This is a genomic window from Mesorhizobium sp. M0491 (assembly GCF_040321265.1).
Taxonomy (GTDB): domain Bacteria; phylum Pseudomonadota; class Alphaproteobacteria; order Rhizobiales; family Rhizobiaceae; genus Mesorhizobium.
The window spans coordinates 1-16,174 of record NZ_JAMYRE010000044.1 but is presented as its reverse complement, the minus strand read 5'-3'; the positions used below and the strand labels follow the sequence as shown (position 1 = coordinate 16,174).

Here is a 16,174-nt window from a genome sequence, read left to right as displayed (position 1 = left end):
CTTTTTAATGAGAGATGAAGTAACCGATCTTTTAACTGAGTTGGCCCTTTGGGTGAATGTGGTGATGAAATCGGAAAGGGGCGATAGAATTAAAATTTGCGCCGCCTACGACGCCGGTCTGCAGCTAATCGCTGAGCGTGCTACGCCCGGGTCTCCGCCCCGACCGGGCATTGAAGCTTGCATCCTGCAGCATGAGAAACTGAAGGCTGCCGAAGACATCAGCTGCGTAGGTTGGATACTGGCCGCGATCGCCACGCGTGTTGGGGAACGAGATCTTCCGAAATGGGAGGAAGCTCAGAAGGTCATTGGCGCCACGGTTCGGTTGCTTAGTCGCTACCGTCAAACTCGCATTCATTGAAGCCATGGCCGCGTCGGCGGAATGGCATTACAATGCTGTCGAGCATTCCCTTTAGCGTTGCACGGACGATGGCCCACGTAGGCCGTCCGTCTCTCGCGATCGGGTCGATTCTTCGCACATTCACCTCATGCGCCGCAAGAAGCGGCCTGGCGCGTACGACTCAAGCGGTCATCGCAACACCGATTAATGATTTTTGGTGCGGCGTCCTTCTGGAGGATTCCCGGTGAGCTTGATCATCTCATCTTTGCCGTCCAAGACGTAGGCCCTCATCAGAGCAGACGCTTCTTCCGCGTTTCGATTCTGAATTGCTGAGAATATCCGTTTTTCTACGCTGTCGTTCGACTTCCCCGGACTAAGTCGCGGGAATTTTCTGCGAAACAAGGTAATCTGCCCCCAGATCCCCTTCAGCATCTCAAGAACGTTCCGGCTACCGGACATAACCGCAACAAGCCGGTGAAAATTAATCGCGGAATCAAACACCGACGCCGCGTCCACGAGACTGATCGAGTGCTCTGAGCTCTGAAGACATTGCGCCAAGAGTCTTAAATCATCATCGGTCCGGTTTTTCGCGGCCAGTTCCGCAGCGAGCGCCTCCAACGAGGCGCGTACGTCATAGAGATCCCACGCCTCTTCAGGCGGCATGTCACGCACAAAGGGCCCTTTGTTCTTGGTGATTTCTATCAAACCGTCTTTTTCGAGCTGTCGAAGAGCTTCGCGAACGGAGGCCCTACTCACGCCTAGCGAGGCAGCCAGACGGTTCTCGTTCATATGTTCCCCGGGCTGCAATTCGCCCGACAGGATCTTTTCATGAACTTGCTCGTAGACGAGTTCCGAGATCGACACTCTTCGAAGCAGTCTGAGGCTACTGCTAACATTTTCCTGCCTCGCCACGCTGTTCTCCATAGGCCCCTCTTCCCTTAAGTCCCAAATCCCAACGCTTCCGAAGACGACGGTGAACGGCATGTCGCGTTCTCAACGAACTGCAAGAGTTCCCTTCTCGACATGTGGGCCATGCCCAGGCGCTTGAGGTTACGGCCGCTCTCAAAATATTTGATGCCATTGATGGCTGACGCGATGTCGACGAAAGCCTTGATGGTTCGGGCATTTATGCCTACTTTGGTGCCAAGCTCGTACCAAGGGACCAAAATATACGGTATGTCCTCAACCACATATCTGTCTTGCATGTGGGTGGGTGTTGCCTTGGTTGCGTTGTGAACGCGCGTATGAAAAGCAAAATCTGAGAATTTGTCGAAAGTCCCGCCGTAGAAGCCGACCATTTCTTGCAGGAATGTCTGGAGTCGGAAACCCAAAGCATCGGCGATCTTCAGGCGCTCTACGTCGACAGCCTCGATGACTTTCCCGACGGAGGATGAAATCCCGTCGCGATAGAAGAAAAAGTCTCCTTTTGTGCTTTCAATCCTCCCCGTGTTGAGGATCGCTGCAACCGGATGTATCACCCCATTGTTGGACTGCATCCCAATCTCGAAAACATTATTGCACCATTGGAGCGGCTGGGGAAATATATCCGCGATCTGCGACCACTGGTTCTCATCGAGAGCATTAGGGAAGGCGGCGATCGGCAGACTGGCCTTGATACCCGCGACCAAAACTTCACCCTTCTGAATCCAAGATGCATATGGGGACGCATTGGTTTCCAAGATAGTCAGGGCCTTCAGTTCCTTTGAACAGGCCAAGGCGAAGAAATTGGCGTTGATAGCCACAATGATGTGGCGACATAGGTCGAAGCCCTTCAGTTCGCTAATGATGTCGTCGTGCCCATACGATGGAACGGTGACCACAAGAATACGAGAAAATTCTACGGCAGTAGCCATCTCGGTGGTGACAGTCGGCTCGAACCGTCCCTCAATCTTCATCCGAGCCGTCAGGTGACCATCTCGCCGGATCGCATCAATGTTACGGCGGTGGTTAGGATGACCGTAAAGAAGGACGCTGAAGCCACGGGTGATCAAATCAGCTGCGAACGCGCATCCACAATTTCCGGCACCAATGATTGAAACTCGCATTTTGGAACCCACTGTCGCTCTCTCTTCCCTGGTGACGATTGTCCGCCAGGCAGCGGCGAGATTCCTGTGCGGTGATAAAAAAGCCCCTACACGAGATGTTCAAAAACTGTGCCAACTACGAGGAGAAGGGCACATGATAAGTTTCCCTATGATAAATCAAGGAGATGGGATTCAGCAGAGCGCTGAACTCATCGTGTCGCGAACTCGACAAAACCGACGGTGGGTGTCGGTTGCCCGGCTTTTTGGTTGTCAATGGTGGAGCGCTCGGGCCCGCCTCGCGACCGAGGGCGAGGCGTGCTGCTGCCGCCCGCGGACGTTGACCGTCCTCCACAGCCCATTGTCTCATTGTCCGCCAGGTCCAGCGTTGAACCGTCGAAATTTGCGGGAAGCGGTCCGGCAATGCCGCCGCCAGCTTGAGGAGGCGATGCAAAGGAGCGCGTCCATGACTGCCCACAGTTCGTTGTTTGGTCGTCCCGTCGACTTCGCTCCAGACATTGAAGGCTCGACCAAAGCCTTCCCTGTCGGTTTTAGCGTTTACAGCCCGCTGCCCCGCGCGGCAAAGGGGGCGGTGTGCAACCCAAACAAGTTTCTTTCGGTGACAATTTCGTTTCGGTGGCCGGCACGATTTTTGCTGTGGTGTTTGGAAGAGACGTTTTGAATGCTTGCGGGACGCCCAACTAGCGTTCTCGCTCCCCCCTGAGATCGTTGACCCACAACCACACTCTGGAAAGATCAAAATGAACGAAATCAATTCGCTCGCCCACGCCGATTCTAAAGTTCCTAGGTGGCATTTCACAATGATGCGCGACTCCGCACGAAATGCGGCAATAGAAGCGGCGATTGCATCTTGTGATGTCGAGGGAAAAACCATTGTTGAAATCGGAACTGGGGCTGGCCTACCGGCGATGCTCTTCGCCAGATACGGGGCTCGCAAGGTATTCTCATGCGAGATGGACGAGCGAATTGCTGATGCTGCACGGGAGATTATCTGGGCCAACGAATTGCAAGATCGCATCGCGGTGATTGCAAAATCCTCGAGGCAGGCAATTCTGGACGGCGACCTTCCTTCGGCACCCGACATCATTTTCACGGAGACGTTGGACGCCGGAGTCGTTGGCGAGGGATATGAAGCGATCGCTGAAGACATTCGCGAGATCGCCAGTCATACTACACTAGTGATGCCGTATCGGGTCCAGCAGTTCGGTTTCCTCTGCAATGACGTCAAAGCCTTTGAAAAGAACTCCGTATTTAATCAATGTGGATTTGATCTTTCGGGTTTTAACCTGTTCGCCGAACGTTCGTATTTCCCTGTGATCCAGATGCTGCATGATCCGGTATATCTCTCGCCAGCCGTGCTTTTCAGGAGCTACGACTATCTAGATTCGAACAGTCTGGATCCAGTAGAACACCATATCGTGGCCCACAATTCGGGACTCTGCCATGGAATGACGTCATATTTTGATGCCCATTTTGGGAAATTCATAGTCAGCTCCAAGGATCGCAGGGGTCATTGGCTAGCGGCCTTTCACCCTTTGCGAGAACCTATTCCGGTCGAATCTGGGCGGCATTACACTTTGAAGGGGGACAAAACAGGGTTGATCGATTTGCTTCCAATATGATTTATCTGGAGGAACGAACGTGTCCGCATCTTCTGCCGAGCAGCATAATCGAGATGTTGCTCCTCGGCGCTTCGAATTTGAAGAACTGCCTTCGGGTCCGGATGTCGTAGAACAGCCTATTTGCTGTTTCGATACCAGCGGAGCGACATACACGAAAGCCCGGCGTCGATCTTCTCAATTTCCACAGTCTTGAGCGGCACGACCTTGTAGCCCTCCGTGTCAAGAATCTCGAGAGTGCGAGGGTAATGGGCACTGGCGAAAACGACGTCGTTGACCCGAAGCACGTTCGCGGCTGGCTCTTCGCCGTTCGGAACGACGATCCTGCGGAATCCCTCGAACGCGGCAGCCCCTGCAAGTGCCGCCGTCGAAATCACGGTTTCATCGTCGAGCAGCGACGATGCCGTTTTGAAATGCAAAACGCCCTTTGGTGTCTCGGCAACCTGGGCTTTTCCGCCGAGTCTTTCGATGCAGCCAATGAGCGCCTCCGCGCCTATCCTATCGGTGCGTGCAGAGAGGCCAATAAGCACCCCCTTCGGCGTATACATGATGTCGCCGCCGTCCGCCTGGCCGGGAGCCGGCAGCTCCAGCACGGTCTCAAACCTTTCGCGTAGGATCGGCGCGATCTCCGCTGTCTCGTTGACGCGGCTTGGCGTGCCGGGACGAAGTAGGATCGCGCCGTCGGTAAACACGAGAGCCGGGTCCTCGACGAAGATAGAGTCAGGGAAGGCCTCAAGCGGCGGAAGGACTGTGACCGCGACGCCGGCATTGCGTAGGGCCGAGATATAGATTTCGTGCTCGGCCTTGACACCTTCGTAAGTCGGGCCGTCACGACCGTCGGCGCGCAGTCCGTTGACAACGGAGGTGGATGGCTCCCGGACGATTGCCGAGTTGAACTCATAGACTGATCTGGTCTGCGACATTGTTGGCTATCCTAGTGTAAAGATGTTTGACTGCGCGGCGCTCATTCTGCTGCGAACAACAGGCGTTCCGTTGGTGCAGTGCGCCGCGACAGGTGAATTCCGGCGAGCATGCACCGCACCGAGCCTCCGGCAAGCTCGATCGTCGAGACATCGAACGGCAGCAGCTTTGCCGAGCGCACAACCGCCGCGATCTGCTCCCGATCCAGGGCTGCGTGGGCACGAGCCGAAAGCGCTAGGACGCGACCGTAACTACCCTCCAGCTCTATGGCATTGCCGGCGAAGTTCTCGATCTGGCCGCTGGAGAGTTCAATGACTTCGCGGCCGGTTTCCTTGAGCCTCTCGACAATCTCCTGCCGCCGTCGGAGATCGGGAATCATCAGCGTCCCGAGCAGCGCGAAATCGGTTCCGATGCACATCAGCACGTTGGTGTGATAGATCGGCTTGCCGCTGCGATCGACGGCGTTGAAGACCATCGGCTCGAAGTTGAAGTGCGTGCAGAACCGTTCGAGCGCCACTTCGTTGGTGCGGTTTGAACGTATGGCATAAGCAACCCGACCGATGTGGTCGAGAACCATGGCGCCGGTGCCCTCGAGATAGACATTATCTTTCTCTAGTCCTGAGTAGTCGATGACGTCCTGGACCCGATATTCGTTCTTCAGCATCTCGATCACGTCACCGCGGCGCTCTTTTTGCCGATTGGCTGAGTACATCGGATAGACGGCGACATGTCCGCCCGAGTGGGTCGAAAACCAGTTGTTTGGAAATACGGAATCGGGCGTTGTGGCCGCTGTATCCTCGAAGACATAGACGATGACGCCCGCAGCGGCGAGACCCTCTGCCATACGCGTCACCTCGTCGTATGCCGCGCTCGCGACCGCCGCGGCGCCACGCTTCTCGTCATTGGACTGAAACGAGTTGTCAGCGGCGGTCATCGGGTTTGGCGTGAAATGATGCGGCCGGATCATTACAACGCCCCTGGGGGCTTGTACGGACTGTCTGCTCATCAGAGGGCTCCAGCTTTGAGCGCTGCAGGAGCGGCCTTTCCGGCGCGCAGAATCATGCCGAAGAGATCGCGCGGCTCGTCGGGATCGGCAAGGAGATCAAGCTCCTCGTAAAAGCCCGTGTCCTTGAGCCGGTCGCGGACGTAGCGAAGCGCGGAGAAGTCCTCAATGGCAAAGCCCACCGAATCGAACAGCGTGATCTGGCGGTCGCCCGAGCGGCCTGGCACCTTTCCCGCGATCACCTGCCAGAGCTCTATCACCGGATGATCGGGATCGAGTTGCTGGATTTCGCCTTCGATCCGCGTCTGTGGCGGGTATTCGACAAAGATGTCCGAGCGCAGAAGAATGTCGCGGTGAAGTTCCGTTTTGCCGGGGCAGTCGCCACCCACCGCGTTGATGTGAATGCCGGAGCCGACCATGTTGTCGCTGAGAATCGTCGCGTACTGCTTGTCGGCAGTGACGGTGGTGACGATCTCGGCCCCTTCGACGGCATCCTGCGAGGAGGTGCAGGCCTTGATCTCAAAGCCCATGCCGGCGAGGTTCTTCTGGCAGCGGGCCGTGGCGGAAGCATCGACGTCGTAAAGACGGAGCTTATCGACGCCGAGGATTGCCTTGAAGGCGATCGCCTGGAACTCCGATTGGGCGCCGTTGCCAATCATGGCCATCGTGCGAGCGCCCTTGGGTGCCAGGAATTTGGCTGCGACCGCAGACATCGCTGCAGTCCTGAGTGCGGTCAGGATGGTCATCTCGGTCAGTAGCATTGGGTAGCCATTGCCGACATCGGCGAGCATACCAAAAGCGGTGACTGTCTGTCGTCCAGAGTGGGTGTTCTTCGGATGGCCGTTGACGTATTTGAACCCGTAGGTCTCCCCGTCGCTGGTGGGCATCAGTTCGATGACACCGTCGGCGCTATGGGACGCGACGCGCGGCGTCTTGTCGAAACACTCCCAGCGCCGGAAGTCTTCTTCGATATAAGCGGCAAGTTCGATGAGGAAGCGTTCAACGCGGATCGCTAGCACGAGCTTCATCATGTGATCGACGCTGACGAAGGGGACGACATTCAGTTTTTCTTGCATAGGTTCAATAGCTCCTTGTGAAGCCGAGAGATACGTCGGCCTATGAGGCTCGCAACGAGCTCGACCGCGCGGACGACTTCTCGATCACGAATCTTCTGGATCTGGCTTTGCGACGAAGACGCAAGGACGGCTGGCACCTCGATCGCTCGAAAGCTGGTCCTCAATAGTGCGCAGTGGCAATGAGCTCTATCAGAGTCCGCTCGCCGAGGTCAGCAACACCGATCGTTGCCCGCGCGGGCAGCTCGTCGGGCGCGAACCACTCTTTCCACACCGCGTCCATGTCAGGTTTGACATTCATATCTGTGATGAAGATCGTTGCTGAGAGCAGCTTCGATCGATCGGATTTCGCCTCTTTCAGGTACGTGTCGAGCTTGGCCAACACTTCCCGTGTCTGGCCGCCCATGTCCTGGCTGTCGTCATCGGCGACGATACCGCCGATATAGGCTATGCCGTTGTGCTTGACGACGCGATGCAGGCTGGGCGCACGAAGCAGCCGTTCGGTCATGACGGGTGTCCTCCTTCATTCAATTGGTGATCAGCCGGATCTCTGCCGGTCACGGCCTTCAAGGCGCGCGGCACATGTGGAAGGGCCGCCAGCTCAGCCAGGCGAACCGGCTTTACCGGGGAGCGCAGACGATAGGTGCCTATCTCTCTCGGATTCATCCCTTTTTCGGCCGCCATGATTTCGGTGACAGTCGCGGCGCAGAGGCGCCCCTGGCATGGTCCCATTCCGCAGCGAACAAAAGTCTTCAATTGGTTCGGACCGGGGGGGCCGAGCGCAATGACCTCGCGAAGCTTGCCCGCCGAAATCTCTTCACAGCGACACACGATCGTTTCTGGATCGGGGGGGGCGAGAAAGGCAGGCCGAGGCGAGTACAGCGCATCCAAGAAGTCTCTCCCCTGAAAGAAGCGCTGGCGCCGTCGCAGAAGATCCCTGATCGATGAAGCCGACTTTGTGAGGCCGAGGTCCGAAAGAGCAGCCAAGGCGGCAATCCGTCCGCCAATTTCAGCTGCTTGAGCGCCCCCGATGCCGGCACCGTCTCCCGCGATGAGAATGCCACGCCTTGGTGTTCGCCCCTCGGCGTCCGTTACGGGCTGAAAAGCGCGTTGGCGCTCGTTCCACGTCAATGGGCAACCGGCGGCAGCTGCAAGATTGATGGCTGGGACAACGCCCTGATGCAGCAGAACGGTCTCGGCCTGAAGTGTTTCAGTTTCCCGGCGAGTCGCGAAACGAACGCCCTCGACACTGTCTTGCCCCAAAATCGCGAGCGATTGAACTCTGGTCACCACACGAATATTGCGTTTCGTTTTGAGGAGCAGGCCAAGCCCCTTCATAAGGTAAGGTGACCCCAGAAAGCCTGAGAGGTGGCGCAGCGCATCCCATCGGAAGAGTGAGTGCGACGTGTCGAGAAGTGTCATATCTCGCGCGCCTGTGTCGACGAGCTGGCTCGCCAACAGATATAGAAGCGGCCCGCAGCCTGCGAGTACGACTGGAGCAGTCGGCACAGCGCCGGAGGATTTGAGCGCAATCTGAGCTGCACCAGCCGTCATTACACCCAGCATAGTCCAACCGGGCACAGACATAGGTCTTTCCTGAGCACCGGTCGCAAGGACAACGGCAGCGGCCTCGATGATACGCGCAACGCCAGCTACCGTTAGCCCCACGCGATGATGATCCTTCGCCTCCGCCTCCACGTCTTCGGTGCGCTCGACGCTCCACACGGTCGCTTTCGCGGCATAGTCCCCGTTGCTCTCGGCGAAGGAATCGGCGAGCGGTTTTCCCTTCCAGTAGTCGGGTCCGAGGTAGCTGCGCGCGTCTGGCCCGTTGCGCGTGATCTCACGGTATATCTGACCACCGGGGCGAGGGTTTTCGTCCACCACGACAACTCGTGCACCCGCATTGGATACTTCTGTCGCAGCCGCCATTCCCGCCGGCCCCGCCCCAACGATCAGGACGTCGTAGACGGGGAGCAGGTCTTCTGCCCTGGACACAATCCGCAATGTCATGACGCCTGCCCTTCGTCGACGTTGGAACGTGTAGGCAAGCTCGATGCGCCATGTTGGCTGAGCACCGTCATCCCATCCTCGACTTCAATGAGGCAAGCTTGGCGGTTTTGAACGCCATCGATCGTGATGAGGCATTCGAAGCAGACACCCATAAGGCAAAATGGGCCACGGGGCGCTCCGCTGACGACCGATCGACGGACCTGTTGCACGCCGACTGCGAGCAGGGCGGTGGCCAGCATGTCCCCGCGCTCTGCCCGCAGTGGCACGCCGTCGAATGTGAAATGAACGGGCTGCTCGATCTCACGCAATCTGCTCAGCATGAAACCTCCTTGCCGAAAATGAGGACAGATCTTTGCTGAGATCAGAGGCAGCGATCTGCGGCGCCACGACGAGCGCATGGTTCGCCGCCAACGTCACGCCTGAATGGCAGGCGACGAGGAACGCGCCAGGATGGCGCGCTGAATGATCGTAAATCGGCACGCCATCGGCCGTCTTGACCCTGAAGCCGGTCCAACTACGCACCACGTTTAAATCCGCCAGAATCGGGAAAACCCGGACGGCCCGGCTTGCAAGGACGGCGCTGATGTCGGAGGAGCTCGCGATGCTGGTCGTGTCGGTCTCTTCGCTGTCGCCGATCATGATGCCGCCTTCATCGGTTTGGCGGATCGTTGGCGACAGACAAGGAAGAAAGGGGTTGCACTTCTCGGTGACGAGAATTTGCCCCTTGCTTCGTTTCAGCGGACAGGAAAGGCGGACCATCGGGGCGAGCCTTTCATTGTCGAGACCGGCCGCGAGCACAATCTTCTTGGACAAAATGGAAAAGCCATCGCCCCTCAGGATGAAACCGCCCGTCACCGGCTGTATGGCGTCTACCCTGTGATTGGGCCGATAGCTCACCCCTCTTCTGATCATGGCCGCGTGCAGCGCATGAAACAACCGAAGCGCGTTTACGTGGCCGTCCGCTGGGGAATAGATAGACCCCACGACATCAGGCCCAATTTGCGTCAGGCACTCGCGTGTCTGACATTCGTTCAGCACTTCGTAGGCCGGTGCATCGCCTGCCGTTTCGGAGGCGATGCACTCCATGTCCGCTCGAATGGCCTCGAGCTCCTCATCCGAAAGTGCAAAAGTGAAGCCGCCGTGTTGGATGAGACCTACGTCGATGCCGCTGTCCTCATAGAGCGCTGCGGCCATCGTCGGCCACATCTTCGCAGACTTGTCCGACCAAAGCGCATAATGGGGCGAATGCAGGCCTTTGCCTTGTACCCAGACTAATGCGAAGTTCGCTCTCGACGCCCTGAGGTCCAGATCCGAGCCATCAAGGACGAGTGGCTTCACACCTATGCGGGCAAGTCCCCACGCAATGGCCGCGCCAACAAGGCCGCCGCCAATTATGGTCAGGTCAGCGTCTAGCATCGCTCGGTACCACCATGTTGTGGGATGGAGAGCGGGTCATTTCTCAGCCCCGAGCACGAAACGAGCGGTCGTCAGTCGGCGCACATGATCCTCGTCGATTTCCACGCCTAGGCCCGCGCGGTCCGGCAGATGCACGATGCCGTTGCGCACAAAGGACGAGAAATCCGTCGGGTCCTCAACCAACCGCATGGTCGACATGAAAGCGTGCCCGGCATCGACGAGGTTTCTGACGGTGACGGCATGTTGGAGCGACGCGGCCTGGGTGATGCCGAATTCGATCATCGAATTCATGTAGCAGCTGATGCCGAAGGCTTCCGCAGTGGCGGCAATGCGCTGCGCCCGCAGGGGGCCGCCGTTCTTGCTGCTCTTGATGCTGAAGACCGTCGCAGCGCCGGCACGAGCCAGTTGGGAAGCATCGGTAAGATCTATGATCGATTCATCGGCCGACAGTGGAAGCTGACTTGCATTGGACAGTTGCGCCATGCCCGCAATAACGTCTGTTGCCAGAGGTTCTTCGACGAAGGCGACTTTCGAGCCGGCAATTCCCGCCAGGAATTCACGGGCCTGATCCAGACTCCATCCCTGGTTGGCATCCGCGATGAACTTGACCCGCTCTCCATAGCGGGCCTGCAGCGCAGCGACGCGCTTGATCTCGCTGGTTATCGGCGATGTGCCCATCTTCAACATGAAACTGGAGAAGCCCTGGGCGGCGCGCTCTTCAATGATGGGGATGTCCTCTTCGGCGGTACCATTGCTCAATGGCCACAAGACCGGCAATGAGCGGCGAAGCGGCCCGCCCAGCAGCGTCGCCACGGCGACGTTCAGCCGTTTGCCGAGAATGTCGAGCAGCGCCATAGTAATCGCGCCTTTGGCGCAAAGGTGGCTCGGGACGACCGCGTCGACCAGAGCATCGATGTTGCCCGGCGCTGGTTCCGGCGCGGCGAGAACTAGGGGCAGCAGCTTGTCCTTCAGAACCGTCAGAACCCCGGCTGGCGTCTCCCCGTCCACGGTTTCAGCAGGATTGGCTTCTCCCCACCCCACGACACCGTCGGCATCTGTGAGCTTCACAAGCACCGCCTGTGTTGCGATCAGGACCCCTTCGGTGAGCTTGTACGGTGTGCAGAGCTTTGCCTCGATTTCGAACACTTCGGCGCTGACAATCGGCACCATGGTCGTACGGGATAATTTCTCGTTCATTTTCCAATTCCTGAACATGGTGATGTCGCGCGGAACGCGGGCTCGTGTGCTGGTTTCAATGCGCGGCTGCAGCAGGGGCGCCGGTCACACCGCGTTCGGAGCGACGATGAGGATTGAGCCACAGTTCGATCAGCATGACCGACCGAGTGACGATGAAGTTGATCGACAAGTAGATCGCTCCAGCGATGATGAAGACCTCGACTGGTCGATAGGTGTTGGAGATGATTTGTTTGGCGACACCGGTCACTTCCAAGATGGTGATTGTCGAAGCAAGCGACGTCGACTTGACCATGAGGATGATCTCGTTGCCGTAGGCGGGCAGCGCCAGGCGCATCGCGATCGGAAAAACGATGCGACGGAACTGCAGGACGCCCGACATTCCGATAGCGCGGGCCGCTTCGATCTGACCTAAGGGTACAGCCTGTATCGCACCTCTTATGATCTCGGTGCTATAGGCGGCGGTACTAAGGGTGAGGGCAAGGATCGCGCAGAACCACGCGTCTCTAAAGAGCGTCCATAAACCGACCTGCTCGAAGAAGGCTCTGAACTGGCCGGATCCATAATAGATCAAAAACATCTGCACCAGGAGCGGTGTCGATCGGATGACATATACGTAGCCATAAGCGATAACGTAAAGCAGGCGGTTTTTCGAAACGCGCATCAACGCCAAAGGTACGGCGAGCGCAAAGCCGAGACAGAGCGAAATCGATGCCAACGCGAGTGTCGTGGGCACGGCAGCCAGAAGCTTCGGGAACGCTTCCCGCATAAGGTCGAAATCCATCACTGGCTCCTTACTCCGCGGTTGGCCCATTTTTCAGCCCGGATAAATCCCTGGTTGGACGCGGAAGTCAGCAAGAGGAAGAGAACGAAGGCCGCGAGATAGAACGTGAACGGCTCTTTCGTTGAACCCGCGCCGACCGCGGCGGCTCGCATGATCTCGACGAGGCCGACGACCGAGATCAGGGACGTATCCTTCAAGGTGTACTGCCAGACGTTACCCATGCCGGGCAGCGCAAACCTCGCCGCCTGCGGGACGATGATGCGGCGCAATCGCAAAGCTGGTGTCATCCCGATTGCTTTCGCCGCTTCGATCTGTCCTTTGGGAATGGCGAGAACTGCAGCGCGGATTACCTCGGTGGAATAGGCGCCCGCGCTCACACCGATGCACAAGATGCCGATGGCAAAGACCGGCGGTTCAATGTAGCCCCCGAAGCCGAAGAGTGCATTGGCCACATAGCGGAGCAGCGATCCCCCACCGAAAAACACGAGAAAGATGATCAACAGTTCCGGTACACCCCGAACAACAGTCGTGTAGACGTCGCCGAGCAGTCGAAGTGACCGGAACCTGGACAATTTTGCTGCTGCAAAAAGCGATCCGATAGCGATGCCCAGTGCGAAAGCGCAAGCCGCGACCACGATTGTCATGACCGCTCCACGGGTCAGTTCATCGGCCCAGCCGGCATCGCCCCATCCAAATAGCGTGAGATCCATGATATAAACTCTATTGCGGGAGAACCGTGATGCCGGAGGAGCGGACGAATGCAGCCCATCCCCCGGCATCAGTTCGGTCTACTGCTTGGGAGTGCCGTCGAAGCCAAGCCACTTCATCGAAAGCTTTTCGATCGTGCCGTCGGCGACGGCTTCGTCGATGGCTTTATTCAACATGTCGCGGAGCTGACTATCTTCCTTGCGCAGGCCAATGCCCGTGCCCTTGCCAAACGGTCCGCCAGTCATGTTCGGCCCGAAGATGGCAAGATCCTTGCCTTCAGGCTTCTCAAGTAGCGGCTTGAGGCGAGCAAGTGTGGATAGGCTCGCGTCGATGCGGCCGGCGTTAAGATCAAGGACCATGTTGTCAGGTGTATCGTAACTTGCGAGTTCTACGTTGGGCAGAAACTCTTTCACGAAGGATTCGGCCGTCGTGCTCGATTGCACGCCGATCTTCTTTCCTTTGAATGCAGCAGCCAGCTTGTCCAACTCTGCCCGTTCCTCTGGGCTCACGTCATCGAGCGTCAGACTGTCCGGGCTCCCCTTGAATTCCAGCAGTGAGCTGCCTTTTGGCGCAATGAAACGTATCGGGGTCTTGATATAGGGCTGGGTGAAAGAAATGACCTTTTCCCGCTCGGTATTGATATCCATAGCGGCAAGGATCGCATCGTAACGTCCGGCGATGAGGGACGGTATGATACCATCCCATGCCTGCTCGATCACCGGGCATTCAATCTTGATGCGGCTGCACAGGTCCTTGCTCAGATCGATATCAAAACCCATCAGGTTGCCGCTGGCGTCCTTGTATTCGAAGGGCGCATATGTAGCGTCGGTTGCAAACGTGATGCTCTTGTAGTCCTTGGCCGCTGCCGGCCCAGTGAGAACCAGCGTGCCAGTGAGCATCGCGAGCAAGGTATTCAATTTGGAGATTTTCATGTGATCACCTCTGTCAGTTCGTTATTTTTGTCGGATGTGCTCGTTCCCACCGCGATGGCGCTCGTCACAAGACGCTTGCGAGGAATTCGCGACATCGCGGAGAAGATGGGTTTCGGAATACCTGGTCTGGTGTGCCCTGTTCCTCGATCCTCCCCTTTTCGAGAAAGACGACCTTGTTTGAGACGTCGCGGGCAAAGCCCATTTCGTGCGTGACCACGACCATGGTGCGTCCTTCTTCAGCCAGCTGCCGCACCACTTTGAGGACTTCACCCACCAGCTCGGGATCGAGCGCAGACGTCGGTTCGTCGAATAGAAGGGCGGCTGGCTGCATCGCGAGCGCACGAGCAATGCTGACGCGCTGCTGCTGCCCGCCGGACAGTTCGGACGGATAGCTTGCATGTTTTTCGGCAATGCCAACCTTGCTGAGATAATCCATGGCTCTGTCGCCCGCTTCGTTCTTCCGCAGCTTGAGCACGTGGATTGGTCCTTCCATGACATTCTGAAGGACGGTCATGTGCGACCAGAGATTGAAGCTCTGAAACACCATGCCGAGCTGCATGCGCATCCGGTCGATCTTCTTGCGATCGAGCCCGATCAGACGGCCCTTTGGGTCTGTTTCCACTCTGATTTCGTCGTCACCAATTGCAATCCGGCCTTTGCTCGGCATTTCGAGGAAATTCATGCAACGCAGAAAGGTGCTCTTGCCGGAGCCCGAACTGCCGATGACCGAGATCACGTCGCCTCGGTTGGCCTCGAGCGATATTCCCTTCAGCACTTCGAGATCGCCGAAATGCTTGTGAATGTCTTCTGCGACCAAGGCTGGCCGATTTCCACTGCGCGCAGCCGGCTTCGCCGCTCCGTCAGTTGCACACGAGCTCCGGGCAACAGTCGCGAGGACTGGGCCTGACGACTTCATGATTGTTTCCTCCCAATTGCAGCGACTTTCCCGACGGTTTTGGCTTCATGCTCCTGCGCATGCTTCATCAAGCCCTGTTTTCCTCCGATGATGTGGGCTTTCATCAGAGTCGATGCTGCTTCGGTATCGCGGGCTTGAATGGCTGCCAGGATGCGCCTTTCCTCGGCGCTCCCGGGATCGCCAAGATGGAGGCGCGAGAACTTACTGCGGAACAGGACAAGCCGGCCCCAAACAATCTTCAGCATGTCGACTAGGTTCTGACTGCCGGACATCGCCGCAACGAGCCGATGAAAGTTGACGGCGTGATCAAATATCGCGGGTTCTTCTCCACGCTCGATTGCCTGATCCATGTTCCTGAGGCACTGCGTCAGCAATTTTAGATCCTCGTCCGTGCGGTTTTTCGCAGCAAGCTCTGCAGCGAGCGCTTCTAAGGAAGCGCGGATGTCGTAAAGCTCCCAGGCCTCTTCCGGCGGCATGTCACGGACGAACGGGCCCTTGTTCTTGGTGATTTCGATCAACCCGTCCTTCTCTAGTTGCCGGAGCGCCTCTCGGACGGAGGGCCTGCTCACGCCGAGCGAGGCGGCCAGTCGGTTCTCGTTCATATGTTCGCCGGGAAGAAGCTCGCCTAACAGGATCTTTTCGTGCACCTGCCGATAGACCAGTTCCGAAATGGAGACGTTCCGGAGCAGTTGCAGGCTGCTGTTGAGATTTCCCTTTTCCCGCTCACCGCTTTGCATAACTCTCTCTGCCGCATTGAGGTCTATTGCCGATTGCCGGCAATCTGCATTATGGAGGCCGGCAAGTCAAGTGGTGCGAATTGGTTCCCAGGGTTGCGAACTCGGGTTAACGGACTTTCGGTATTGCTGATTCCATGGGTGCTTCCTTGATTCGGAGCACAGTCATGTCGGTCATCGTCGTTGAAGGTTTCGAGAAATCCCGCCTGAAGTCGCTTCTCGACCACTTTGGCAACATCGACGACCCACGCGGCCATCGCCACCAGCCCAACGATCGCCTCGGCAATCTGTCGGCGCCGACTATCTGCTCGCCGTCAAGGCTAACCAGCCCCACCTTGCGCGCCGAGATCGAAGCCTGCTTTGCCGATGCACCTGCCGCCGAACTCGACCGCGTCACCGAACGCGACAAAGGCCACGGCCGCATCGAGGAACGCTGCGTCACCGTCTCTTGCGAGGCCGACTGGCTGGCGGGCACGCGCCGCTTA

At 57.7% G+C, this 16,174-nt stretch carries 18 protein-coding genes and 1 pseudogene; 4 read left to right on the top strand and 15 right to left on the bottom strand.

The genetic code is table 11. The features are described from left to right. On the top strand, positions 1-358 hold a 358-nt coding region (locus NKI69_RS32815), incomplete at its 5' end, for a hypothetical protein (protein ID WP_352632538.1). Between the two features lie 183 nt (positions 359-541). Here the strand turns inward: NKI69_RS32815 and NKI69_RS32810 are convergent. Together NKI69_RS32810 and NKI69_RS32805 are read right to left on the bottom strand one after the other, a co-directional pair. Further along, entirely contained in the window at positions 542-1,261 is a 720-nt protein-coding gene (locus tag NKI69_RS32810) for a GntR family transcriptional regulator (protein WP_352632537.1), read from the bottom strand. A gap of 14 nt (positions 1,262-1,275) precedes the next feature. Beyond that, on the bottom strand, positions 1,276-2,382 hold the full coding sequence (locus tag NKI69_RS32805) for an NAD/NADP octopine/nopaline dehydrogenase family protein (RefSeq protein ID WP_352723370.1): 1,107 nt from the start codon (positions 2,380-2,382) through the stop codon (positions 1,276-1,278). Positions 2,383-2,824: 442 nt separating this feature from the next. Between NKI69_RS32805 and NKI69_RS32800 the strand changes: the two genes are divergently transcribed. Together NKI69_RS32800 and NKI69_RS32795 are read left to right on the top strand one after the other, a co-directional pair. After that, complete coding sequence (locus tag NKI69_RS32800; RefSeq protein WP_352723369.1) at positions 2,825-3,040, top strand: hypothetical protein; 216 nt, start codon at positions 2,825-2,827, stop codon at positions 3,038-3,040. A 79-nt stretch (positions 3,041-3,119) separates the two neighbouring features. Continuing rightward, on the top strand, positions 3,120-4,001 hold the full coding sequence (locus tag NKI69_RS32795; RefSeq protein ID WP_352723367.1) for an SAM-dependent methyltransferase: 882 nt from the start codon (positions 3,120-3,122) through the stop codon (positions 3,999-4,001). Positions 4,002-4,117: 116 nt separating this feature from the next. On the opposite strand, the gene NKI69_RS32790 is transcribed toward NKI69_RS32795, so the two are convergent. The 13 genes from NKI69_RS32790 to NKI69_RS32730 all read right to left on the bottom strand — a co-directional run bounded on the left by NKI69_RS32790 (position 4,118) and on the right by NKI69_RS32730 (position 15,692). Further along, positions 4,118-4,921 carry an arginine deiminase family protein gene (locus tag NKI69_RS32790; protein ID WP_023694326.1) on the bottom strand — a complete coding sequence of 268 codons (804 nt, stop codon included), beginning with the start codon at positions 4,919-4,921 and terminating at the stop codon, positions 4,118-4,120. A gap of 41 nt (positions 4,922-4,962) precedes the next feature. Then, positions 4,963-5,925 (bottom strand): citrulline utilization hydrolase CtlX, encoded by a 963-nt coding sequence (gene ctlX, locus NKI69_RS32785; protein ID WP_352723366.1) that lies wholly within the window; start codon positions 5,923-5,925, stop codon positions 4,963-4,965. Then, the gene (ocd, locus tag NKI69_RS32780) at positions 5,925-6,998 is read right to left on the bottom strand and encodes an ornithine cyclodeaminase (protein WP_023694324.1); all 1,074 of its coding nucleotides are present in this window, start codon (positions 6,996-6,998) and stop codon (positions 5,925-5,927) included. Before ocd ends, ctlX begins: the two co-directional genes overlap by 1 nt. Positions 6,999-7,158: 160 nt before the next feature. Further along, the gene (locus tag NKI69_RS32775) at positions 7,159-7,503 is read right to left on the bottom strand and encodes a RidA family protein (RefSeq protein WP_023694322.1); all 345 of its coding nucleotides are present in this window, start codon (positions 7,501-7,503) and stop codon (positions 7,159-7,161) included. Next, positions 7,500-9,005, bottom strand: coding sequence for an FAD-dependent oxidoreductase (locus NKI69_RS32770; RefSeq protein ID WP_023694321.1), 1,506 nt, complete (start codon positions 9,003-9,005; stop codon positions 7,500-7,502). The genes NKI69_RS32775 and NKI69_RS32770 overlap by 4 nt, the downstream gene beginning before the upstream one ends. Then, positions 9,002-9,325, bottom strand: a complete 324-nt coding sequence (locus NKI69_RS32765) for a (2Fe-2S)-binding protein (protein WP_352723365.1) — start codon at positions 9,323-9,325, stop codon at positions 9,002-9,004. The genes NKI69_RS32770 and NKI69_RS32765 overlap by 4 nt, the downstream gene beginning before the upstream one ends. Continuing rightward, positions 9,306-10,421, bottom strand: coding sequence for an NAD(P)/FAD-dependent oxidoreductase (locus tag NKI69_RS32760; RefSeq protein ID WP_352723364.1), 1,116 nt, complete (start codon positions 10,419-10,421; stop codon positions 9,306-9,308). The genes NKI69_RS32765 and NKI69_RS32760 overlap by 20 nt, the downstream gene beginning before the upstream one ends. Before the next feature lie 36 nt (positions 10,422-10,457). Beyond that, a complete protein-coding gene (locus NKI69_RS32755) occupies positions 10,458-11,618 on the bottom strand; it encodes an enolase C-terminal domain-like protein (RefSeq protein WP_352723362.1) in 1,161 nt (386 codons plus the stop codon). 55 nt (positions 11,619-11,673) lie between these two features. Next, the gene (locus NKI69_RS32750; protein ID WP_352632515.1) at positions 11,674-12,399 is read right to left on the bottom strand and encodes an ABC transporter permease; all 726 of its coding nucleotides are present in this window, start codon (positions 12,397-12,399) and stop codon (positions 11,674-11,676) included. Then, on the bottom strand, positions 12,399-13,109 hold the full coding sequence (locus NKI69_RS32745; protein WP_352632513.1) for an ABC transporter permease: 711 nt from the start codon (positions 13,107-13,109) through the stop codon (positions 12,399-12,401). The genes NKI69_RS32750 and NKI69_RS32745 overlap by 1 nt, the downstream gene beginning before the upstream one ends. Before the next feature lie 78 nt (positions 13,110-13,187). Further along, complete coding sequence (locus tag NKI69_RS32740) at positions 13,188-14,039, bottom strand: lysine/arginine/ornithine ABC transporter substrate-binding protein (RefSeq protein WP_352632511.1); 852 nt, start codon at positions 14,037-14,039, stop codon at positions 13,188-13,190. 64 nt (positions 14,040-14,103) lie between these two features. Further along, positions 14,104-14,856, bottom strand: coding sequence for an ABC transporter ATP-binding protein (locus tag NKI69_RS32735; RefSeq protein WP_352632509.1), 753 nt, complete (start codon positions 14,854-14,856; stop codon positions 14,104-14,106). A 95-nt stretch (positions 14,857-14,951) separates the two neighbouring features. Then, entirely contained in the window at positions 14,952-15,692 is a 741-nt protein-coding gene (locus NKI69_RS32730; RefSeq protein WP_352723361.1) for a GntR family transcriptional regulator, read from the bottom strand. Between the two features lie 249 nt (positions 15,693-15,941). On the opposite strand from NKI69_RS32730, the pseudogene NKI69_RS32725 reads away from it, so the two are divergent. Continuing rightward, positions 15,942-16,174, top strand: a pseudogene (locus NKI69_RS32725) (ISAs1 family transposase); the annotation flags it as partial.